This is a genomic window from Paraburkholderia aromaticivorans, from assembly GCF_002278075.1.
GTDB classification, from domain to species: domain Bacteria; phylum Pseudomonadota; class Gammaproteobacteria; order Burkholderiales; family Burkholderiaceae; genus Paraburkholderia; species Paraburkholderia aromaticivorans.
Genome location: NZ_CP022989.1, coordinates 4,186,494 through 4,206,560, shown reverse-complemented (window position 1 = coordinate 4,206,560; position 20,067 = coordinate 4,186,494). Strand labels below are relative to the sequence as shown.

General features: G+C 61.1%; 21 protein-coding genes. 7 read left to right on the top strand and 14 right to left on the bottom strand.

Going from position 1 to position 20,067, the window contains the following annotated elements; genetic code table 11:
- Complete coding sequence (locus CJU94_RS18965) at positions 1-216, bottom strand: hypervirulence associated TUDOR domain-containing protein (protein ID WP_095420003.1); 216 nt, start codon at positions 214-216, stop codon at positions 1-3.
- A 201-nt stretch (positions 217-417) separates the two neighbouring features.
- Between CJU94_RS18965 and CJU94_RS18960 the strand changes: the two genes are divergently transcribed.
- The 3 genes from CJU94_RS18960 to CJU94_RS18950 all read left to right on the top strand — a co-directional run bounded on the left by CJU94_RS18960 (position 418) and on the right by CJU94_RS18950 (position 3,763).
- The gene (locus tag CJU94_RS18960; protein ID WP_095420002.1) at positions 418-1,227 is read left to right on the top strand and encodes a mechanosensitive ion channel family protein; all 810 of its coding nucleotides are present in this window, start codon (positions 418-420) and stop codon (positions 1,225-1,227) included.
- A 158-nt stretch (positions 1,228-1,385) separates the two neighbouring features.
- Entirely contained in the window at positions 1,386-2,084 is a 699-nt protein-coding gene (locus tag CJU94_RS18955; protein ID WP_157763771.1) for a biliverdin-producing heme oxygenase, read from the top strand.
- A gap of 20 nt (positions 2,085-2,104) precedes the next feature.
- On the top strand, positions 2,105-3,763 hold the full coding sequence (locus CJU94_RS18950) for a sensor histidine kinase (protein WP_095420001.1): 1,659 nt from the start codon (positions 2,105-2,107) through the stop codon (positions 3,761-3,763).
- Between the two features lie 76 nt (positions 3,764-3,839).
- Here CJU94_RS18950 and CJU94_RS18945 read toward each other — a convergent pair whose 3' ends face one another.
- From CJU94_RS18945 to CJU94_RS18930, 4 genes are all read right to left on the bottom strand, one after another.
- Positions 3,840-4,277: a response regulator gene (locus CJU94_RS18945; RefSeq protein ID WP_095420433.1), complete on the bottom strand. Its 438-nt coding sequence runs from the start codon at positions 4,275-4,277 to the stop codon at positions 3,840-3,842.
- A 10-nt stretch (positions 4,278-4,287) separates the two neighbouring features.
- Positions 4,288-6,663 (bottom strand): ATP-binding protein, encoded by a 2,376-nt coding sequence (locus tag CJU94_RS18940; protein WP_095420000.1) that lies wholly within the window; start codon positions 6,661-6,663, stop codon positions 4,288-4,290.
- A gap of 74 nt (positions 6,664-6,737) precedes the next feature.
- Positions 6,738-7,844, bottom strand: a complete 1,107-nt coding sequence (locus CJU94_RS18935) for an extracellular catalytic domain type 1 short-chain-length polyhydroxyalkanoate depolymerase (RefSeq protein ID WP_095419999.1) — start codon at positions 7,842-7,844, stop codon at positions 6,738-6,740.
- A 90-nt stretch (positions 7,845-7,934) separates the two neighbouring features.
- Positions 7,935-8,360 (bottom strand): CopG family transcriptional regulator, encoded by a 426-nt coding sequence (locus CJU94_RS18930; protein WP_095419998.1) that lies wholly within the window; start codon positions 8,358-8,360, stop codon positions 7,935-7,937.
- Between the two features lie 678 nt (positions 8,361-9,038).
- Between CJU94_RS18930 and CJU94_RS40930 the strand changes: the two genes are divergently transcribed.
- Positions 9,039-9,761, top strand: coding sequence for a hypothetical protein (locus tag CJU94_RS40930; RefSeq protein ID WP_157763770.1), 723 nt, complete (start codon positions 9,039-9,041; stop codon positions 9,759-9,761).
- A gap of 419 nt (positions 9,762-10,180) precedes the next feature.
- On the opposite strand, the gene CJU94_RS18915 is transcribed toward CJU94_RS40930, so the two are convergent.
- The 3 genes from CJU94_RS18915 to CJU94_RS18905 all read right to left on the bottom strand — a co-directional run bounded on the left by CJU94_RS18915 (position 10,181) and on the right by CJU94_RS18905 (position 13,041).
- Positions 10,181-10,387: an HNH endonuclease signature motif containing protein gene (locus CJU94_RS18915; RefSeq protein ID WP_095419996.1), complete on the bottom strand. Its 207-nt coding sequence runs from the start codon at positions 10,385-10,387 to the stop codon at positions 10,181-10,183.
- Between the two features lie 92 nt (positions 10,388-10,479).
- A complete protein-coding gene (locus CJU94_RS18910) occupies positions 10,480-10,707 on the bottom strand; it encodes a hypothetical protein (protein WP_095419995.1) in 228 nt (75 codons plus the stop codon).
- A gap of 933 nt (positions 10,708-11,640) precedes the next feature.
- Positions 11,641-13,041, bottom strand: coding sequence for a transposase (locus tag CJU94_RS18905; protein WP_095417514.1), 1,401 nt, complete (start codon positions 13,039-13,041; stop codon positions 11,641-11,643).
- Positions 13,042-13,443: 402 nt separating this feature from the next.
- Between CJU94_RS18905 and CJU94_RS42510 the strand changes: the two genes are divergently transcribed.
- The 3 genes from CJU94_RS42510 (at position 13,444) to CJU94_RS18890 (ending at position 16,542) form a co-directional block, all read left to right on the top strand.
- Entirely contained in the window at positions 13,444-14,175 is a 732-nt protein-coding gene (locus tag CJU94_RS42510) for a S1 family peptidase (RefSeq protein ID WP_095419994.1), read from the top strand.
- A gap of 311 nt (positions 14,176-14,486) precedes the next feature.
- Entirely contained in the window at positions 14,487-15,902 is a 1,416-nt protein-coding gene (locus CJU94_RS18895) for a transposase (protein ID WP_095418279.1), read from the top strand.
- Positions 15,903-16,293: 391 nt separating this feature from the next.
- Positions 16,294-16,542, top strand: a complete 249-nt coding sequence (locus CJU94_RS18890; protein WP_157763769.1) for a hypothetical protein — start codon at positions 16,294-16,296, stop codon at positions 16,540-16,542.
- 62 nt (positions 16,543-16,604) lie between these two features.
- Here CJU94_RS18890 and CJU94_RS18885 read toward each other — a convergent pair whose 3' ends face one another.
- From CJU94_RS18885 to CJU94_RS18860, 6 genes are all read right to left on the bottom strand, one after another.
- Positions 16,605-17,444, bottom strand: a complete 840-nt coding sequence (locus tag CJU94_RS18885; protein WP_157763768.1) for a hypothetical protein — start codon at positions 17,442-17,444, stop codon at positions 16,605-16,607.
- A 52-nt stretch (positions 17,445-17,496) separates the two neighbouring features.
- The gene (locus CJU94_RS18880; protein WP_157763767.1) at positions 17,497-17,829 is read right to left on the bottom strand and encodes a hypothetical protein; all 333 of its coding nucleotides are present in this window, start codon (positions 17,827-17,829) and stop codon (positions 17,497-17,499) included.
- Positions 17,814-18,227 carry a hypothetical protein gene (locus CJU94_RS18875; protein ID WP_095419990.1) on the bottom strand — a complete coding sequence of 138 codons (414 nt, stop codon included), beginning with the start codon at positions 18,225-18,227 and terminating at the stop codon, positions 17,814-17,816. The genes CJU94_RS18880 and CJU94_RS18875 overlap by 16 nt, the downstream gene beginning before the upstream one ends.
- Positions 18,228-18,299: 72 nt before the next feature.
- The gene (locus CJU94_RS18870) at positions 18,300-19,184 is read right to left on the bottom strand and encodes a hypothetical protein (RefSeq protein WP_095419989.1); all 885 of its coding nucleotides are present in this window, start codon (positions 19,182-19,184) and stop codon (positions 18,300-18,302) included.
- Between the two features lie 31 nt (positions 19,185-19,215).
- Complete coding sequence (locus tag CJU94_RS18865) at positions 19,216-19,473, bottom strand: hypothetical protein (protein ID WP_095419988.1); 258 nt, start codon at positions 19,471-19,473, stop codon at positions 19,216-19,218.
- 30 nt (positions 19,474-19,503) lie between these two features.
- A complete protein-coding gene (locus tag CJU94_RS18860; protein WP_095419987.1) occupies positions 19,504-20,067 on the bottom strand; it encodes a hypothetical protein in 564 nt (187 codons plus the stop codon).

Here is a 20,067-nt window from a genome sequence, read left to right as displayed (position 1 = left end):
TCAATTCCCGATCCGATGCAGCGCGTCGCCGCGATGAACAGCCCGCTTGCCGCTTTTCTCGCTTTCCACTTCGTAATGCGGGTCGTCTTTCGACGCATTGACGGCTCTGCCGTCCACGGTCGTATGGGCGGAAATGACACGCACGACCTTCCCGTGCGTGACGCCTCGCGGCGTGTTCCAGCTCACGCGATCTTCAGGCTTCAGATGTCGGGACATGAGGTGCTCCTTTGCATGGATCCAGACGCCGTGAACCACCCCCGTAAAACCCCTTTGCCGATGAGGCTTGGCGGGGTTGCTCCGCGGCGCTTCGCAAGCGCGAGCAAGTCGCGTGCCTCGTCGCACAACATGTAAAGGGCGGGAACGTATTCTGCTTCCCTGCGTCAGGACATCCATACCGCAACGGAACGAAGACTCAAGATGAACGATCTCCTCAACCGACTCTTTCACTTCCAGCCGTCGTTGCTCGTCACGCTCACTCACGACGCTCTCCATATCGTGATGGCCGTGCTGATCCTCGTGGTCGGCTGGTGGCTGTCGAATCGCGTCGGCACGATGTTCGCCCGCGCGCTGGCGCGCACGCATGCGGACCCGACGCTCGCGCCGATGCTGGCCGCCATGGGCACGTGGGCGGTGCGCGTGCTGGTTTTCGTTGCTGCGCTGAGCGAAATCGGTATCGCGACCGCGAGCGTGCTCGCGGTGCTCGGCGCGGCCGGCCTTGCGATTGGACTCGCGTTGCAAGGCACGCTGCAAAATATTGCGGCCGGCATGATGTTGCTGATGCTGCGGCCGTTTCGCGTCGGCGACGTGATCGAAGGCAGCGGCGCGGCAGCGGGTATCGTGCGCGAAGTGGGGCTCTTCACCACGCGCATCGAGCGCGGCGACGGCAATGCCGTGTTCGTGCCGAACAGCCAGATCTGGAGCAATCCGGTGATCAATTACAGCAGCGGCGGAACGCAGCGTATCGAGGTGGAAGTGGGCCTCGCGCAACGTAAGGATGTCGACGCCGCGATCGGCGAGTTGAAGAAGCTCGTCGCCGACGAACCGCGTGTGCTGGGCGGTGCCACGCTCGCGCCGGTCGTCACGGTGGCGGACTATCCCGACGATGGCGGCGCGACGCTGCGCATCGCCGCATGGGTGCGCACACCGGACGCGTCGCTCACCAGCGACGACCTGCACGACCACGCGCAGGCCGCGCTCGAACAGGCGGGTTGTCCGGTCGCGGCTTAGCGCGCCACGCGCGTTTGATCGTGCTGCTCAACGGTTGGTCGATGGTGGCCGGGTGGCTGCCCGTTGCCTGGAACGCGCCTGCTCGCGCGAGGCACCCCGTGCAAAAGGTGTCTCGCGCCGCCGGCGCGGTCGCCTCTATAATCGGAATCTGCTCATTCATGTTGAACCGGACCCGTTTGATCGACCCACCTGAATCCGCCAGCCGCTCGTCGAGCGGAAAAGATGGCGCACCCGGCGTGCTGGGCGCGCTGCGCGCCGCGACCGCGGAGCGCCATGAACTGCTGCACGAGATCATGCCGCTGTCGGTGAACAGTGTGGCGCTGCGCGACTACCTCGCGCATCTGGCGATTCTGCGCGACTGGCTGGTGCCGCTCGAAGCCTGGCTCGGCAGCTTCGGCGACGGGCCGCAGTCACCGGCGCATTTACCGGCGCATTCACCTGTACTGCCGGCGCGCTTCGATCGCCTCGCGCTGATCGCTGCCGATCTCTCGCATCCCTCGGTTGATCCTCATGACCGCGCCGGCATGCCGGCGCCGACCGTCGCGCGTGCCTGGCGCGGCGACGCCAGCGCGGCCCGCCGCTGGGGCATCTGCTACGTGATCGAAGGCTCGCAGCTAGGCGGCGCGGTGCTGTACGCGAAACTGAAGGACCGCCTCGCACCGCATCCGCTCGAGTATCTGAGCGCGGGGCGAGATTCGCTCGGCGCGCGTTGGCAGGTTTTCCTTCGTGCGATGGCGGCAGAAGTCGACACAGCCACCCTGATTGACGAAGCGTGCCGCGGCGCGGCCGATGCGTTCGACCGTCTGATCGAGCTCGCACGGTGCCCCGCCACGGCTGCCTGCGTGAATGCCGATTGAAGCGCGACCGGAACTCGCCTATGGATAGCCGCCTCCAGGATCTTTCCTCGCCGTCGCACCAGTTCGACGCAGCGATCGCATTCGAGTCGCTCCCCGACGCCTATCTGATTCTGAATCATCGCTATGAGATCCTGCTCGCCAACGCGCGCTATCTCGACCTGACGGGCCAGTCGTTGTGCGATCTGCAGGGCAAATCGATTCTCGACGTCAATCAGTTCGGACCGGCCGAGCAGCGTGAAGCGCGGCGCGCGTGGCTGATCGGCGTGTTACGCGATCTGTCGCCTGGCGAATCGAAATGGTCGCCGCTGTTTCGTTACGAGATGCCTGAGCGCCGTGACGCCAGGTCCGATGGCGAGGCGTCGAACGAATCACGCGTGCCGCGTTACTGGAAGATCAAGGCGAGCCAGCTGGGCGCGCGTCATGGGCAAGGCGGCACGATCGCGCTGCGCGTGAGCGAAGTGACCGAGCGGGTCTCGGACTATGAACGCGATCAGCGCGAACGCGCGAAGCTGCGCTCGCAGGCGCAACTGCGGCAACTCCTCGCAGACGAGGCCAAAGCGCAATTGCGCGAGCATCAGGAACGCTTTCAGATTGCGATGGCGTTTTCGCAACTGGGCGCGTGGGAGCTCGATCCGGCAACCGGCGCGATTGAATGCACCGATCAATGCAAGTCGAACCTCGGGTTGACTCCGGACGCGCTGCTCACCGAACAGCGTCTGTTCGGCGAGGTCGTGCATCCCGAAGACCGCGGCCGTTTGCGCGATGCGATGCATCACGCGCTGGCGGCTCACGACCATTTCGAAGTCGACTTCCGGATTGGCTGGGCGAGCGGCGCGGTGCGCTGGATTCTGGTGCGCGGTGTCGGCCGGTTCCTGCCGGATGGCACGTTGAGCACCGTCATCGGCTTCACGCTCGACATCACGTCGCGCAAGGAAGCGGAGCTCGAGCAGCGCGAGATCGCCGCGTCCGAGAAACGTGCGCGCGAACACAGCGAGCGTCTTGCCATGGCGATGGATCATTTCGTCACCACCGTCAGCCACGAACTGCGCTCGCCGCTGTCGGCCATCATGTCATGGACCGACCTGTTGCAGCGCGCGGCCGACCCTTCGCATCTCGCGCGCGCCACCGGCGTGATCAGCCGCAATGCGCGGCAGCTCTCGCATATGGTGGACGATCTGCTCGACAGCGGGGCGATCGTGACCGGGAAGCTGTCGGTCAATTTGCAGCCGGTGGACCTCGGCGCGCTGGCCGGGATCGTCGTCGAAGACATGCGCATGCATGCCGAAGCCAAGGGCTTGCGGCTGATCGCGGACGATCTCACCTCGGCCATGGTGCTCGCCGACGAAGGCCGGATGAAACAGGTGGTGTGGAATCTCGTGTCGAACGCGGTGAAGTTCACCGCACAAGGCACGATCGAACTCTCGGTGCGGGCGGATGGCGAGCGCGTCGAACTCGCGGTGCGCGATACCGGACTCGGTCTGGACGGGGAGTCGCTGGAGCGGGTTTTCGAGCGCTTTCAGCAATTTGGCGCCGAGGGGTCGGGGCGCGTCGCGGGCCTCGGTCTCGGGCTGTGGCTCGTCAAAAATCTGGTGGATCTGCACCGCGGCACGATTACCGCGGAGAGCCGCGGCCCGGGGCAGGGCGCGACGTTCCGCGTCAGGTTGCCGGCATACCGCTAGGCGGTCGCGGCGTCATGCGGCGTGCTGCTCACGCCGGCAAGCGAGGGCGCGCCGATGAATGTGCCTCGTGCTCCGGTCAGCGGGGATAGGGCGGCGGTTCGTTCAGCACAGCCCAGAACATGCCGAGGTCGTTGATGGCCGCCATGAAGTCGTCGAACGCAACCGGTTTCACCACATAGGCATTCACGCCAAGATCGTAACTGCGCAACAGGTCGCTCTCTTCACGCGACGACGTCAGCATCACCACCGGAATGCGTTTGAGCTTGTCGTCGGTACGCACGGCCTTCAGCACCTCGTGACCGTCGATCTTCGGCAGCTTCTTGTCGAGCAGAATGACCGCGGGGTTGTCTTCCGAGCGATTCGCCCATTGCCCTTCGCGGCGTAGATATTGCAGCGCTTCTTCGCCGTCGCGCAACGACACGACGGGATTGGCGAGGCGCGTTTTTTCCAGCGCGATCAGCGTGAGTTCCACGTCGTTCGGATTGTCTTCAACCAGCAGGATCGGTCTTAGCACGCTTGGTCCTTCATTTCGGTTCATCTTTCGACTCCTTCGGCACGGGGCGGAAGCGCTTGCCCGGCGACAATGCGGTCAGCCGCGCGACTGCCGCCGCGGCGGACTCTTCGCCCTGGCTCGCGTCGGCAATGAATACATGAGGCAGCGAGAAATACACGGCCGCGCCCTTGTCGATCTCGCCGGCCGCCCAGGCTTTGCCACCATGCCGCTCGACAATGCGTTTGACGCCAGCAAGCCCGATGCCCGTGCCGCCGAATTCTTCAATACGATGCAGACGCTGGAACACGCCGAAAAGTTTATCGACGTAGCGCATGTCGAAACCGACACCGTTGTCCTTGACGAAAAAAACGTCCTGGCCTGCCAGTTCGCCTTCACCCGCATAGCGGCCGATTTCGATTTCCGCCTGCTCGCGGGTTGCCGTGAATTTTACCGCGTTCTCGATCAGATTCCGCAGCACCACGTGCATCAGCACGGCGTCCGCGGTGACGTGACCCAGTTTGCCGACACGCCATGCAATATTGCGCGAGGGCGTCTCTTTCGTTTCGTCGTCGATCAGCGCATCGGTCATGGCTTGCAGATCGACCGATTGCGGACGCAGCGCCGCGCGTCCCATCTGCGAAAAGGCAAGAAGATCGTCGACCAGTTTGCCGCCGAAGCGCGCCGACGAAATGATTCGCTCCACGAAATGACTGCCGCGTTCAGACAGGCGCTCGCTTTCCATTTCGCGCAGCAGATCGGCAAAACCCACGATGTGCCGCAACGGCGCGCGCAAGTCGTGCGACACCGTGTACGAGAAGCCTTCGAGTTCCTTGTTGGCGCGCCCGAGTTCGAGCGCCAGTTGCGCGAGTTCTTCCGCGCGGCGCAGCACGATGCCAAGCAATGCGGTCCGGAATTCCACGGCGATTTCGAGTTCGGCGGGACGCCACGCGAGTGAGCGTCCGCGCACGGTGTCGGTCCAGACCGCGAAGCTCTCGCGCGGCGAGAGCGAGGCGGACAAACCCGCCAGCTTCGCGCGCGGATCGCCCGCCCACTTGATTGTCTGAACGACTTCCTCGCGAAACCACAGCACGTAGTTGCGAAACAGCTTCGATATCGACACGGCGAGCAGGCCCGCGTAGTCCGGATTGGCCGGCAAGACCGGGCAGGCGGTGGCCAGCGCGTCGGTGTCGAAGGTGTCGTCCACCCGTGTGTCGAGCCACTCGACGAGCTTCGCGACTTCCGGCTCGGAAGGCGTGGTGCCGACCAGCAGCACACGCCCATCGAAGACGATCGCCGCGCCGTCGGATGCGGTCAGCCCGAGCAGATCCTTCGGGTCGTTGGCGAGCGCGTCCGTGAAGCTCTCCGTGTTGGCCATCGCGGCGAGCAGGCGCGCGAGCGTGCGGCGCAGTTCCAGCCGGTACTCCGCTTGCGCGTGTTCCTCTTTGGCTTCGATCTGCAGCGACAGAACCTGCGCGATGTGCTCGCACGCGGTGCGCACTTCGAAAGGCGGGACTCGCGCGGTGTCGTGATGGCAGGAAATCAGGCCCCACAGTTTGCCGCGCACCACGATCGACATCGACATGGACGACAGCGTGCCCATGTTCCTCATGTATTGCACGTGCACCGGCGAGACGCTGCGCAGCGACGCATAGGTGAGGTCGGTCGGCCGGCCTGTCGACGGGTGCAGCGGCGGGACCAGCGGCGCGGGCCGATAGTCGGCGTCGGCGATCAGGCGGATGCGGTTGCGCACATAGAGCGCGCGCGCTTGCGCGGGAATGTCCGAGCCGGGAAAGTGCTGGTCCGCGTAAGAGGCGTAACCCGGCTCGACGTGCTCGGCGATCACGTGGCCGCTGCCCGTGCTGTCGAAGTTGTAGACCAGCGTGCGGCCGTACCCGGTGATGCGCTGCACTTCGTCGGCCGCGAGCTGCGCGAGGCCCTCGACGGTTTGCACTTCCTGCAGACGGTTGATGAACGTGCGCACCAGCGGGTACATCGACGAGAACACGTCGAGCGTGCCGCGCGCGGGTTCGAGCTCGACGATCGCGATGCCCTGATGACGATGCGCGATCATCGCGAACGGCGTGGCGCGCGCGCCGGCGGCCGGCGCGCGCGGGTCGCCCATCGAGCCGACATAGAGCGGGATGCCGTCTTCCTGATGCGCGGCCAGCGCCTCGACAATGCGCGCGGCCCATTCGTCACCGACGATGCGCGCGATCGGCTGGCCCGGCGCCTGCTCGGCGGGCGCACCCGTCAACGTTGCGATGTTGGCGCTGACTTGCAGCAGCGTGCCGTCGGCGGCGATGCTGAACAGGAAGCCGTGCGGCTGGATGCCGCCCGGAATGTGGATGGGTTCTCTCGCGCAGTCGGCTTCGACTGTCGAAGACGTGGAAGAGGTAAGGTCTGCCATGCGTGCTCCACGAACGGTACGTCGCATTTTCGCATAGCACGCCTGCGTTCGTGGGTCGCTGCCGATGTGCCGGCTTAGTCGCGGCGCGGATGGGCGAGGAAAAATTTCACCATTTCCGCGGCGGCATCGGGGCCGGACGGATCCGTGTAAGAACCGCGCTGACTGCCGCCGGCCCACGCGTGACCCGCGCCGTGAATCGACCAGTATTCCGCTTCCACGCCGTTCGCCGCGACGTGCCGGTGCTGCGTATAGGCGCGTTGGCCGCTCGCCGCGCCGGATTGCGCGCTGACGGTGGTGGTGTCGGCGTCGAACGGCGCGACGATGTCGGCGGCGTTCGACGGATGGACCGTCGCGTCCGCATCGCCATGAAACACGATGAGTGGACGTTGCGGCGTCTCACGCGCGCGATTGCGTTGCATCTTGGCGCCTTTCATCGCGCCGAGCGCCGAGGGCAAGTCTTTCGCGCTGCCGTGGGCGAGGCCCGAATGCACGCCCGCCGCCGCGTAGAGATCGGGCGAAGTCTTCAGCATGATGTCCGCCATCGCGCCGCCCGCCGACAGGCCAGCCACATACACACGCGCCGGGTCCACGCGATAGCGTCCCATCACCTCGCGCGTGATGCCGGCGATCAACGACGGCTCGCCCTGGTCGCGCAGCTGATCGGTGGGCTTGAACCAGTTCCAGCATTTCGAATGATTGGCCGCTTGCGCCTGATTCGGATACACGACCATGAAACCGTGACGCTCGGCCATTTCGTTCATGCGCGTGCCGGCGGCGAAGTCGTCCGCGTTCTGGGTGCAGCCGTGCAGCATCACGATCAGCGGCAACGGCTCGCCGGTGTAGACAGCCGGCACGTAGAGCTTGTATTGACGTTGTCCGGCCGCGTTGCTGAACGTATGCGTGCTGAAGGTGCCCGGCGTGTCGGCGTCGAAGACCGGCGCGGCGGGGGCGTGCGGAGCGGGGCTCGCTTGCGTTTGCATCTGCGTTTGCATCAGCGTCCACGCTTGCGTCCATTCGTTGGCGTTGGACGGCGTGTACGCAGGTTGTGCGTGGTTCGCGTGAGCCTGGTTGGCGCCCGAGAGCGCGCGCTGAACCGCCGTCGTGGCTTCCTGCGGGCCCTTCGTGCGCAAGAGCTCGAAGGCGTCTTTCATCGATTTCAGGAAATCTTCGTTCATCTTCATGATGGTGTGCGTTGGCCTGTGTGGGGCGTGGATGAGCAAGTCGACCGATGGGTCACTGCTTCAGTCACGGTAATGAGTTGAGTGTCGTGCCTAGCTGATGCGGCCGGCAAGCGCCGCCTTGACCGCGGGCGATGCGTGAAAGGCGCCGAGCACCACCACCGATGCAATCGTGGCCGCCGCGAGTTCGGGCGGCACATCGGCTGCGATGCTGGCGAGGCCGAGCACATGAATGTCGAGTTGTTCGTGCGCGGCCTGCGCCGCTTCGAGATCCTGGCGGGTGAAATGTTGCAGCCCGAGCACCAGGGCACGCCGCGTCACCGTTTCCGAGACGACCTGCGCATGCTCGGCGAGCTGGTTGCGGATCGCCGTGCGGATCAGGTCGGTGCGGTTCGAGTAAAAACCTTCTTCGACCAGCAGGTCGATCTTGCCGAGGTCGATCGGACCGAGGTTGATGGTGATTTTTTCGGTCTCGCCGCCTTTGGGGCGGGAGGTGTCGATGAGGCTGAGTTTGGGCATTTGCACTCCGGGAGGCATCTGTATGCCATCCAGTTAACATCCAGTGGGATGGTTATACGCCTATTTGCCGAAGCAGGGCAAGGGGGAAAAAAGGGGGTTCGGTCGGGCGATGAGGCGGGGCTACGGTGCGCGGCGCGTGCGCGCCGCTCCGGGGTACTGCAGGAGGGGGTGTTTTTTGGGGCCGTCTTCCGGCGATACTTGCGGAAGCTCGGCGTTCCCGAAGGCGCGCATATCGGAGCGGCGCGCACCGCGCGCTGTCGATGTGCTGGAAATCGCACCGGCAGCGCAACGCGGATTTTAGTGGGAGGACAACGAAACGGCGGAGTCGGGGGGTTACATCAAAACTATATCGTATTGCTCGACTAAATCCATGAAAAACCTTATCCGTCGGTTGTTTTACGGATATTAAGAAGGGGAAAAAAGCCTCTAGCTACCAATCTAGCTACCAATTGCGACCCGGGTACAAAAAAACCCGCACGGATCTCTCCGGCGGGCCTCGATAACTGCTCCAGATTAGAACTGGGTCAGTCGTTCTCGTCTTCGTCCTCATCCTCGTCGTCGGCGAGCCGCTCATGGTGGTAGGGCATCAGCACTGCGGCCGCCTCGATTTTTCGCGTCGCCATGCCGACAAGACGTGCAGACCTGGTCGTACCAGATGTTTGCCGCTAGTATTCCGGCATGCCACCCAACCGAGACAATTCCTTCTTTGCGCGGCTCATTTCGCCACTGCTCGGACAGATCCAGCGCATCGCGTATGGAACCCGCGGAGAACAGTCCGTCGATGACCTGAAGACTGAAGCGTGGTTGGCGGCTCAAGATATTCGCGAAGAGCACGGTGTCGAGTATGAACCCGAGGACGAGATCTTCCAGCAGGCAATCCTGTCGAAGCTTCGCAAAGCGTTCGGCAAGTTTGCGAATCGGGAAATGCGGTTCGCGGTCCAACTCGATCACGAACAAACGCACGAGGACGGCGACTTTATTCCAAATTCCATAGCGGCCCGGCTGACCGCGCCGGACGCCTATGAACCAGAACAAGCGATGGAGCTTGTGCAAGAGTGGGGAGCGCGCGAGAGTTACTTGGCGGGCAGGTTCGCCGAAGCAGTCGCATATTTTCGCTCGCTGGATCACTTTGACGGCGATCGCGATACGCTCGCAACCCATTTGGCAATCACGGTCGGAATGCTTGATTCGCGATTACGTCGAGCGGAGATCGTGGCAGAGTGCCAGCCATCGATGTTTGACGGCATCGAAGCCATACCGCGTGATTTCGTGCCGCACCGGGGGCGAAGCCCTCAATTCGCGGCGCATAGACCAAGCCGGTGGGCGACTATCTGCGCGAGATGGAAAATCTATCAGTTGCGCTTATTCTCAAACCTGCCTGCGCTTCTTGGTAAGCATTGAGTCGGGGCGGCGCTGCGGCGCCTCATCTTTCTGAAGTCCTCATCCGACGCTTCGTGCGTATCTGGGTCGGCGGCAATGCCGCGATTGATTGCCTCGTTTTCCTCGGGCGTCGGCAATTCGAGCACGCGGCCCGACCGCGTCTTAATCGTATTGCGCATAGTTGCGTACCTCCCGGTCGTTTCCAGAACATTAACATCTTTAACAGACCGTCCGCGCCGCCAATATGACCTATTGGCTTGACTGGAAAGGCTTTGGCGGCGATTCGCGGTTGTTAAAGGCTTTAACAAAAAGCTCCACGGACGATTTTTTCTCTGCGTGAGGGAACGGTCGGTTTCCCGGCATGCGAAACGCCAGAGATTCGATACCCCCACCCCCAACGTCGTCGCAGAGGCCATCAGCAGGCCGCAGGACGGCCGCGTTCAGCCTCGCGCGCGTGCCGCTGCCTCCTGTGCTGTCTTCGTGTTGTGGCACTCAACGCCCACAAGGTTGAGGTTTTCATCATCGTTGCTGCCGCCCTGCTCGAGCGGCACGTCGTGGTCGACCTGATCGCGCCAAGGCAACCACACGCAGCCGCAGCGCTTGCACTTGATATGCTGCTCGACAGCGATGCGCTGCCGCGTCTTCATCCACTTGTCATCGCGTATGTGTGGCGTCGTCTCCCCTCAGCTTCGAGCGTTGCAATGCCGCTGGTGTTGGCTGTCATGGAAGAACGGTGTAGTTATTCCATCGGCGGTGGTTGCATCGGTCCAGCAAACAGTGCGTGGTCGAAGAACGAATCATCCAGCTCCAATATCTCATCGTCACCCAGAAGGATTACGACTAACTGCCGCGAACCGTTGCCGGGCACGTCGGCGACTTCTCCGACGGTTAGCTTCGGCGTCCGGTCGTCCGTAAATCGCACCCAGTAGTATCCTGGCGCTCCGGGTCGCGTGTCGGTCCATTCCATGGCTGATAACTCCTAAAACCCCGCGCATTTGATGGCTACCGCATCTCGGATTGTATCTCCGGGGCGTCGACGGCAGTTGCCAGCAACCGATGCTAGATCGTACCAACGAGCGTCTGCTCGTCGATGAGACCGCGCTCGCGTCGGCGCCGCCGAACAGATGACTCACAGGAATGCGCATCGTCAGCGCTGGCATGGCCTTGCGAGGTGTCGTTCGCCACTTCTTCGCCACAGCGACCCTGAACCAGTGGACGCCATCGGCTCAGAGTGCCTGTGGCAGTCGAATGGATACGAAACGTGAGTCAGTGCCGGCGCGTCGGGCACTACGGATATACGCTGCGGTCAATGCCGACGGCTGGCGTCCGATGGCGTTCGTCGGGCAGCCATCGACCCACAGAAGTCGTTCAGATTCGACGCACCAATGTCCGCTCAAAGGCCGGCACGGGAGGATCAGCGCCGAAATCTTGTAGTGGTGCCCGAAAAGCTAAAGTCGGTTGATTTGGGCGCGATGCAAATTCTTGCGAACGTCAAGCGATAGAATAGGTTGATTCCATTTCGCCGCGCTGATAGACACGCTCCCGTACCGGTTAGCCGATACCAAAACGGACGCAAGCAGCGAACCTTAGCTAACGACGCCGCCTCCGTACCACTATGCCGATCCACAAGAAATCTACTTTCGTGGCACAACCTTCAGACACGCCAGCGTCTGAAATCGCTCTACGGGTCCTAGTTGAATTCGAAGGTGGCGACTCCTATGTCATTGGGACCGCCACGGTTATCGGATCATTCGTCGCGTTGACCGCAAAACACGTACTCGACGAAATTACGACCAAATTCGGCGTCGAAGACGCAGAGGACGGCGCAAAAGAAATCACGAAATATTCCGTGCGCCTATATCAGATCTCGAGAGTGCCGAATTCAGGCGTGGTTTTTCGGCTATGTGCCCAGGCGGAACATCTCGAATGTGTCGGGGTCCTGCCTTTCTGCGATGAATTTTGCGAAGAAATGGGTTTTGGCGCTATTCACGAGAAATTCGGGCAGGCATTGACGTAGTGCGTTGGCGACGACCAACTCCGATGGAGGGATGCCGGGGCGGATAGTGCGCAGCCAGGATCCAAAGGAACTCCAGACCTGTGAAGGGAACACCGCTGCCAGATAGTGAAGCAGTCCCTGACAGACGATGCCAGCGTGCATAAAGACGTGGTACGCGTGGATCTTGCGCTTGACGGCGTTGCGGTACTCGAGTGACTCGCGATGAAGGTATTGATCGCCGTTTCGGCGGGCGAGCGGCTTCATGTCCTGCATCCAGAAGTGGTACGCGAATGTGCCGATCCGATGCACCGCCTGTTTGAAGCTGTACTCGATCTTGAAGCGCAATCCATACAGGCGGATGATCTCGACGGCATCCAGACTGAGGTCGGTGCACATCAGCAGACACGAACCCCTGCTTGGGTGAGTCACTGCCACGAAGCGAACCAGCTGACCGTACGCCGGCCACAGCAGATCGCAGACCCGATAGTGAATGGTGACATTGTGCTCGCCATAGACCGGACTGGGGGCGGATTGCAAGGCCTGGGGATCAGCCAGTAGCGATTTGAGTTTGATCTTCTCACCGTAGCGCCTGGGACGCCCCCGTTTGCGCGGTCCCTGCTGCACGTACGGGGCACAGGCGACTGCATTGGACTTCACGCGTGTGACCAGGTGGTTGTCCCGATCGCGCAGGCCTTTGACGATCTTGCCAGCAGCGTAGTAGGCATCGGCCACGAAGTAGAACGGCTGCTGCACCGAGACGATGCCAAGCAGCGAGATCATCTTGTCGAGCAAGGTACGCCGATCGCGGTTGGACCACACCAGACCTTCGTGAATACGCACGGCCAGCGGTACGGCGAAGACGCTCTGGGCGGCCCGCACAAGCATACTGACCGCCTGCATCGAGTGCCCCATGATGTATTCGGGCTTGGTGTTGGAGTCGGACTGTTGATGCAGCAGCTTGACGCCGGGCATCTTCCTGCCGCTCTTGGCCACCTTGATGCCATCGCCGACCAAAACCAGTCGGCCATTGACGCGTAGCGGGTCAGGGAACAGGCGCAGCACCGTCTGGGTCCACAGCGCTGAAAGCTGATCGAGCTGCACGGCGTCGCTATGCAGGCTGTCACGCAGCTTGTTGTACAGGGCTGGCCGCAGTTTGAGAGCCCGCACGATGCTGGTCACGCCCAGCAACTCGGTGCGCACAGTCAAGCCAGCGACGACAGTTGCGAACCACATGAAGCTGCGCAGGCGAGAAAACGCTGGGCGTAGCAGCCAGATCGCGTCCCACCAAGCCGTCCAGAGTTTCATTGTTGTTCTCTACATTATTTTGCACTACGAAGTATCGCATAGAATATGCAATATAGGCAGCACAAACGGCTCCTTCAAATCGAAAGACTCATTGAGACGATCAAGGCGATGCTCGCCGCGATAGATGAAAGACGCGCGGGGTCACTCACCCCCCCCCCATTGCAAGGCCCTCCCGAACCAGTTCGGGGCATACTGACAGACGAGCGATACGCGGGACAGGAAGATCCGCACTGAGTCCTTCGTGGGCGATGCGCTGAGCGATGTGAGCCCCTGCAAGTCAACTACGAGAGCATCAACAAGGCATTGATTGAGGAATAGAGCAACGTGAGTTTGATCACTGCCGCCTGACGATGAATCTGGTGCACGAAGGCAACCGGCCACGCCGGATCACATCACCAGGAAATGGATCGGTGTTCAGATGAAAAGCGCCGAGGCCGGAGCGAGTCCGAGAAAAAACAAGCGAGAAGTCGGCACTCTCGAGATCAGATACTTCCCGGTCCAAAGTACGTCGTATATCAAGTCGTAGCCGCATGGAACAGCCCGGATACTGACATCTCTGTCCTGCATCTCGCCTTATTCCGAAGCAGCCCAGGCACTATGTTGAATTGGCGAAGCCCCCCGCTTGTGTTCGGTCCTCCACCTGTTGGTACTCCGCTTGCAGCCTTTGGGTATCACAGTTCGGAGGTCAGCACACGACCAGCCGACGACGGGAACTACCATATGGAGTTGAACGATAAGCCGACGGCGTCAACTGGAGTGGTTGAAGAAATCTTGCCGAGCGGGCAGCCCGCTGGAAACTTCACTTTCCCCTGCTACCGCATTGCGGCCCGCTTCGACGGCGGAATGAGCGGCGGTCCCGTGTTCGACGAAAACGGCGCCTTGTGCGGGATTATTTCCGGCACGCTCTTTCCTGGTGACGAAGATGAAGACCCAATCAGTTACGCATGCATGTTATGGCCCATCCTTAGGCTTCTCATCTCGGTGAATCGAGGACCAAACTATCCGCGAGACGTAAAGTACCCGATGGCGCATCTAGTCAGAGATGGGCAGATTCACATGACTCCATACAGTTTCAATGGAATCGACCCCGCTCTAATACTCGCTTGGTACAGTGGGAGCGCACCGCAGCCATAGCAGTCTCTAAAAGAAAAGCAAAAGATCCGTCACCTGGACTGGCCTTTCCCTCCAAGCGACAGCCCGCGTTATGCCACCAGCTGCACCATGTGTTGATGCGGCGCGTAATTTCGCACGACTCTGGCACAAAAACCATCGATTATTCATCGCGATTGCGGTTTCGCGGGTCCGCGGGTCCGCTCGTCATTCTCTAGCGGACATTCGCCCTTTGGATCCGAACGACGGAACATGGCCGATTCTGTTGAAAAAGTCGGCGGCGATGCGGAATGTTGGGTATCCTGGAAGACATCAAACGACGGGAGCGAATCGTCATGATGGGTCGACTGGATAGCGGACAGGACAAGCTCTTCTACTCGTTCAACCTCGATAACCACGTCCCGCAATCGCACCTGTTGAGAGGCATCGATCGCTTCCTTGATCTGCGAGATCTGCGCCGACACCTCGCGCCGTTCTACAGCCCGATGGGTCGGCCATCGATTGACCCGGAGCTCATGATTCGCATGTTGATCGTGGGTTACTGCTTTGGCATCCGGTCCGAGCGACGTCTATGCGAAGAGGTGCATCTGAACCTCGCATACCGGTGGTTCTGCCGCCTGGGTCTGGAAGACGCCGTACCGGAACACTCGACGTTCTCAAAGAACCGTCACGGTCGCTTTCGCGATAGCGACCTGTTGCGCCACGTATTCGAATCTGTGCTGAGTCGTTGCATGGCCGAGGGCCTCGTCAAGGGCGAGGGATTCGCCATTGACGCAAGCATCATCAAGGCGGACGCGAGTCCTGCTCGCGGAGTGCCGGGAACCGAGCCTATCGACTGGGGACGTGCCGACGGCCAGAGCCGCGCTGTGCGGGAATATCTTGAGGCACTGGAGCAAGCCAATCCGGTGGCCGCAGATACGTCCGAGCCAGCATCGTCTTCGGCACCTCCAAAGAAGATATCCCTGACTGATCCTGCTGCACGATGGACGGCCGCTCCGGGCGGTCCTGCGTTCTTTGCCTACTCGACGAATTACCTGATCGATCTGCAGGCAGGGATCATTGTGGATGTTGAAGCGACGCCGGCGAACCGGTCACAAGAGGTCGAATCAACCAGGACAATGATCGATCGTGTTCAACACCAACGGGACCTGAAGCCTCGCCGACTGGTAGGTGACACCGCATACGGCACAGCAGCACTGCTTGGCTGGATGGTTGAAGAGAAACAAATTGAGCCGCACGTTTCAGTCTGGGATAAAACAGAGCGCAAGGACAATACATTCTCTCGTAGCGAATTCATCTGGGATGAAGAGGCCAACGAGTATCGATGTCCTGCAGGGAACGCGCTGCGCTGCGACTGGCGTCCACTGAAGAATCCACGCACGCACATCACGAAAGCCGACACTATCGTGTATCGATCGAGCGAAAAGAACTGCAACCGATGTTCGATTAAGAATCAATGCTGCCCGAATATGTCGTTTCGCAAAATCACGCGCAGCATCCATGAAGCCGCCCGCGATGAGGCTCGACGCATCGCGGCAACCCCCGAATACAAACAGTCGCGCCGGCAGCGAAAGAAGGTGGAAATGCTCTTCGCTCACCTCAAGCGCATTCTCAAACTTGATCGCTTGCGACTGCGTGGTCCAAGCGGTGCCCATGATGAGTTTCTGATGGCAGCAACTGCGCAAAATCTGCGAAGAATGGCCAAGTGGCTCACGCCTGAAGGTAAGCAGGCAAACCAGGCAGCTACATGACGAGAAACGGGGGGCGTCGCACGTTGCAAGACCGCCGCCTCGCTGAACTCCCCAACTCGAAACTTACTGCCGAAGCCCGGGACCCAAACCAAAACACGACTTTTTCAACAGAATCGGCCGAACTCGGTCCGATGCGGTAAACGCGCGCCCGTTTTTGCTCTTCGTTGTCGACAAGCTTGCGATTCAATTTTATGACCATCGCCACACACCCGCGGCGTCGTGCCTGCCTTGGCTTTAAGTGTTGCAACGCGGTTGATGTTCGCCGCCTGAATGCGCGCTTGAGCGTCGATAGCTTGCGGTTCACTCTGCGCTCCAACCAAACGCTCAGCCGGTATGGCCCGCTGTAGAATCGATGCGCCGGAAGGGCCGGTCCAAAAAGCTAGAGGGAAAAATGAAACGTGACGACACGCTTGCAAAAGCGATACTGAAAGCTCTTGAAGATAGCGATCGAGAATATCTGACAGCCAACAAGCTTCGCGACACGCTATCGGGTGGCGATGAAACCAAGCACGACGCCATTACACACCACGTCCGCATCCTTGATGACAGAGGCTTGGTGGAGGTATTCGACCACGGCAAGGTTCGTTTGACTTGGGATGGACACGACGCACTTGAACCGAAATCCACCTTTTTCGGGTAACCGCAACGAAAGAGCCCGCGCGACGTGAACCGTGCGGGCTCTTGTTGATACGCTTTCTGGTCCTACATTCCGCTCACCGATGCGCCGCTTGCAGCACTGGGAGTTGCCGCCGCCTCCTTGTAACCCTCGGCGATGGTGTCGGCAATCGACTGGATCTGTATGTTCTGGATATACGCGTCGGGGGTGCGACAGTCGGATCCGAAATGCTCAATGCCCGGTGAGCTGGCTATGGCCACCACTTTGGGGCCGCCGAACAGAAAGGCGACGCCATATTCACCGATGAAGCGCAGCGGCGCGCCGTTGGTTGATGCTTCGGTCATTGCGCTACTTAGCCCTCTGGCTGCCGAAAATTCCGTGTCGCAAGTGGGAATAGGATTTACGGCGAATACCGCCTTGCCAGAAACCGCCGCGCGCTGTGCGAACACTGTCAGGTCTTGGACGAACTGCTGAATTGCCAACCGCTGAGCGGGGTCCGTGGCCGGTGTCACCATGTCGTCAAGCTGAAAATTGACGACCATCCATTCGCTTGGATCAGTCTTGAATTGGTCAGGCGTCGGCGGCAATCCGTTATCCACTCCCATGACAATCTGATGCAGCGTCGTACCGTCCATCACCTGCGCGGTGACGTTGGCTGTCACGCCGCGCGCCGCGAGCGCATCCTGAAGCGTTTGCACCGTAGCTTGCGCATCCGATGCGCCGGCGGCCGGCGTGGATGCAGCGCGCGCCACTGCGACCAATTGCGCATGGGCCGCCGCGCCGGACGAGGCCGACACAAGCGGCTTGCCGTACATCGAGATCGTCAGCGCCTTTGCTGCAGGTTGAGAGCCGCCTCCGTCCCCGCCACCCCCGCAGGCCGTCAACGACACAGCCGCAGTGAGCATTGCCACCACCATCTTTTTCATTTGATTCCCCATTTGTTGTTTGATCTGGTTGCCAGGCAAAGTTTACGCGGCTTTAGCTGGCTCCGTAAAAGAGCGTGCCTTTCTGATAGATGTCGTATTGCGCGCTGTTTTTTGCGGCATACGACCAACTTAGGATGCCGGTGTTCTGGTCAATCGAGAATCGCGGGGTAATGACGCCCCCGGATAGATAGCCGTCTCCGCAAGTGTTATCCGGCTGAAAAGACACCCAGCCGCCTTGCTTCAGGATGTCATTGGGCGGCAGGCTCCCATTAGGAACTGACCCGTCCAGATACACCGAGTTGACGATTCGCATCACCCGGTATGTCCCATCGAAGATGAGATTGCCGTTCTCGTCCCACGCCTGAAGTCCTACTGGCATTTCCATACCCCCGAACGCGTGCGGAGCGTTCCGTTGTTGTCGTGGACGAGAGTTGCGGCGCCGTTCCGTGTGAGTGTGCCGTTGCTGCTCGAATCCCTGTCAATTCGGTTGACCCGCGCGGCTTCGTCGGCGAGATCGGCCAGCAAGGTTGCGTCGAGCTCGAGCAGCGGCGCGATGTCCGTGTCCGAAAAAATGAGGCTTCCGGAAAGGTCGACCGCCGTGCGGGCGATGAGAGCCGCGTCAGCATAGCTATCACCCGCCGGCGCGCCGCGCACCAGATCGAGATAGCTGTCGCGCTCCGCACCGGACATTGAGCGCAAGCCAAGCATGTCTCCTAGGCCGGTGATTGCGACGTATTCGGTCTTGCGGTTCCGCGCCGCAAGAATTTGCTCTTTGGTCAGCATTTCATGAAACCCTGTCAGTTATGTTGAGCCGTGCCGTCGTGAGTTCGACGGCACGGATTCCGCATCGTCAGATCAGACGCGCAGTCCCTTGAACACGCGCTTCGCCGTTGTCACTGCTGCGGCTGCCTTCCCGGTGGCCGAAGTCACCGCGCGGGCAGGCGTGGGCGCTTTGTGCTGGCGCGCAGGCTCCCGCACAACACGCGGCGCCGGCCCTGCCTTGGGCGCGGCATCTGTCGGCAAACCGTTCGCGCGCAGCGTGTCATCGAGACCCACTCGCTCCTTGCTCAGCTCGACCTCGCCTTTCTCATTAAGCCGCGGGCAGGGGAGCGCGAACGCCTCCAGCTTCGGCTGAAACTCGTGAGTCAATGCGGTCAGGCGCTCTGCCACCTCTGCCGAAGTCAACGGCAGCAGCGCCATTTCTTTGATGGCTGCCTGTGCTGCCTCGATCTGAGCCATAAGCGCATTCACCTCCGCCGTATTGGTCGAGTATTCGACCGTGGTTTGGCCGGTCCACGACTTGTGCTTGTACTCAGTAATCGAACCCAAGTGGCGAAGCGCCTGCCACTGGTTGCCGAGCAGATCCCCGAAGTCGCGGAGCCGCGCATCGGCCGTCCCCATGAGTTCCGCAAGCAATTTATTTTTCTCGGCATCGCGGATATGGGTCGCTGCATATTCGGCGCCGCCAGCCTGCATTTGAAGCTCCCAAGCGCGCCGCTGCTGTTCCTCCGATTCTTCGCGGTGCCGGATTGCTGCGGCGTGCGCCTTGCCTGCCTCCGCAATTGCTGCTTCGTGGCGTTCTGCGACCGTGTCAAGCTTCCTTCGAAGCTCGGCGCGATGCGCGACCGCCGCCTGTTCGGCACGGTCAAGGATTGACTCGATCTCCGGGCTTTTAAGGATCTCGCGGATCCGCTTTTCGTCGTCCTTGTTCAGGTCGGCTCGATTGAAGAATTTCATCATTTCGTATCTCTCAAAAAGTTGGACTGGGCGTTTATTCCGGCAACGCCCAGCCGGTAACGGCGTTATGCAGTTGGATGCCAAACGTCGAGTCGTACCAGTAGTCCGGACCGCCGTCCGCGCCGGGGGCAAAGCGGGCCGTTCGGTACGGCGCCCATGTGTTCTTCGCGTGCGGATTGTGTATGTCGATGCGAACGAGAACGGTAATGCCGCCTGCCTCGTCGAGTACGCCGGCGAGCGCCGCCTTGGCGGTAGTCGGCTCATTCCAGGTGATCGGTGTTGTTGCTGCCATATTGATGCTCCTGTCGGGTGATAGGTTGGGTTACTCGGCGATACCTGCGACGCCCCGGATGCGCTTTGCGTACACCTCCAGCGCGTCCGGTACGGTCACATTCGGCTCGATGCTGAACAGCATGGATTCGCTGAAATCCTCGAAGCCGGCGGACGTCAGATCGAGGCACAGGTTGGCGATTTCCTTCTGAGCCGCCGCCATCTGAAGGGCCGCCTTGGCGACCTTCTCTGTCGCGCGGCGCACGTCATCCTGTTTCATCCGCCCTGCGGTCACGCGTTGGCGCAAGATCGACATTGCTTCGTGGTTGGGCATCACCCCGCGCTGAAGGATTTCAAGGTCGGCCTTTGTCTTGGCGTTGTCCGCGCGCATCTTTTCGAATTCGTCGCGCTGCGAATTGTCGGCGGCCTCGCCGTTCAGGACTTTCAACGCCAAATCGCGCGGCGTCGCTGCATGCTGAACTATGGCGGGACCCTCGGCGAGGGCGATCCGCTGGACGCCCTCCAGCTGATTCAGCTCGTCGATGCGAGCACGCATTTTGTTGACAGTGTCGAACGCTGCCTTGTACTCGGGCGAGAGTTCATAAATGGTCTGCAT

Bases quoted from the DNA above. Each gene is read 5' to 3' on its own strand.
- CJU94_RS18880 (WP_157763767.1), bottom strand. From the start codon at position 17,829: ATGGAAATGCCAGTAGGACTTCAGGCGTGGGACGAGAACGGCAATCTC.
- CJU94_RS18875 (WP_095419990.1), bottom strand. From the start codon at position 18,227: ATGCTGACCAAAGAGCAAATTCTTGCGGCGCGGAACCGCAAGACCGAA.
- CJU94_RS18860 (WP_095419987.1), bottom strand. From the start codon at position 20,067: ATGCAGACCATTTATGAACTCTCGCCCGAGTACAAGGCAGCGTTCGAC.
- CJU94_RS18910 (WP_095419995.1), bottom strand. From the start codon at position 10,707: ATGGAATGGACCGACACGCGACCCGGAGCGCCAGGATACTACTGGGTG.
- CJU94_RS18865 (WP_095419988.1), bottom strand. From the start codon at position 19,473: ATGGCAGCAACAACACCGATCACCTGGAATGAGCCGACTACCGCCAAG.
- CJU94_RS42510 (WP_095419994.1), top strand. From the start codon at position 13,444: ATGGATCGGTGTTCAGATGAAAAGCGCCGAGGCCGGAGCGAGTCCGAG.
- CJU94_RS40930 (WP_157763770.1), top strand. From the start codon at position 9,039: ATGCCACCCAACCGAGACAATTCCTTCTTTGCGCGGCTCATTTCGCCA.
- CJU94_RS18915 (WP_095419996.1), bottom strand. From the start codon at position 10,387: ATGAAGACGCGGCAGCGCATCGCTGTCGAGCAGCATATCAAGTGCAAG.
- CJU94_RS18905 (WP_095417514.1), bottom strand. From the start codon at position 13,041: ATGAAACTCTGGACGGCTTGGTGGGACGCGATCTGGCTGCTACGCCCA.
- CJU94_RS18955 (WP_157763771.1), top strand. From the start codon at position 1,386: ATGTTGAACCGGACCCGTTTGATCGACCCACCTGAATCCGCCAGCCGC.
- CJU94_RS18895 (WP_095418279.1), top strand. From the start codon at position 14,487: ATGATGGGTCGACTGGATAGCGGACAGGACAAGCTCTTCTACTCGTTC.
- CJU94_RS18870 (WP_095419989.1), bottom strand. From the start codon at position 19,184: ATGATGAAATTCTTCAATCGAGCCGACCTGAACAAGGACGACGAAAAG.
- CJU94_RS18935 (WP_095419999.1), bottom strand. From the start codon at position 7,844: ATGAAGATGAACGAAGATTTCCTGAAATCGATGAAAGACGCCTTCGAG.
- CJU94_RS18950 (WP_095420001.1), top strand. From the start codon at position 2,105: ATGGATAGCCGCCTCCAGGATCTTTCCTCGCCGTCGCACCAGTTCGAC.
- CJU94_RS18940 (WP_095420000.1), bottom strand. From the start codon at position 6,663: ATGGCAGACCTTACCTCTTCCACGTCTTCGACAGTCGAAGCCGACTGC.
- CJU94_RS18885 (WP_157763768.1), bottom strand. From the start codon at position 17,444: ATGAAAAAGATGGTGGTGGCAATGCTCACTGCGGCTGTGTCGTTGACG.
- CJU94_RS18965 (WP_095420003.1), bottom strand. From the start codon at position 216: ATGTCCCGACATCTGAAGCCTGAAGATCGCGTGAGCTGGAACACGCCG.
- CJU94_RS18930 (WP_095419998.1), bottom strand. From the start codon at position 8,360: ATGCCCAAACTCAGCCTCATCGACACCTCCCGCCCCAAAGGCGGCGAG.
- CJU94_RS18890 (WP_157763769.1), top strand. From the start codon at position 16,294: ATGAAACGTGACGACACGCTTGCAAAAGCGATACTGAAAGCTCTTGAA.
- CJU94_RS18960 (WP_095420002.1), top strand. From the start codon at position 418: ATGAACGATCTCCTCAACCGACTCTTTCACTTCCAGCCGTCGTTGCTC.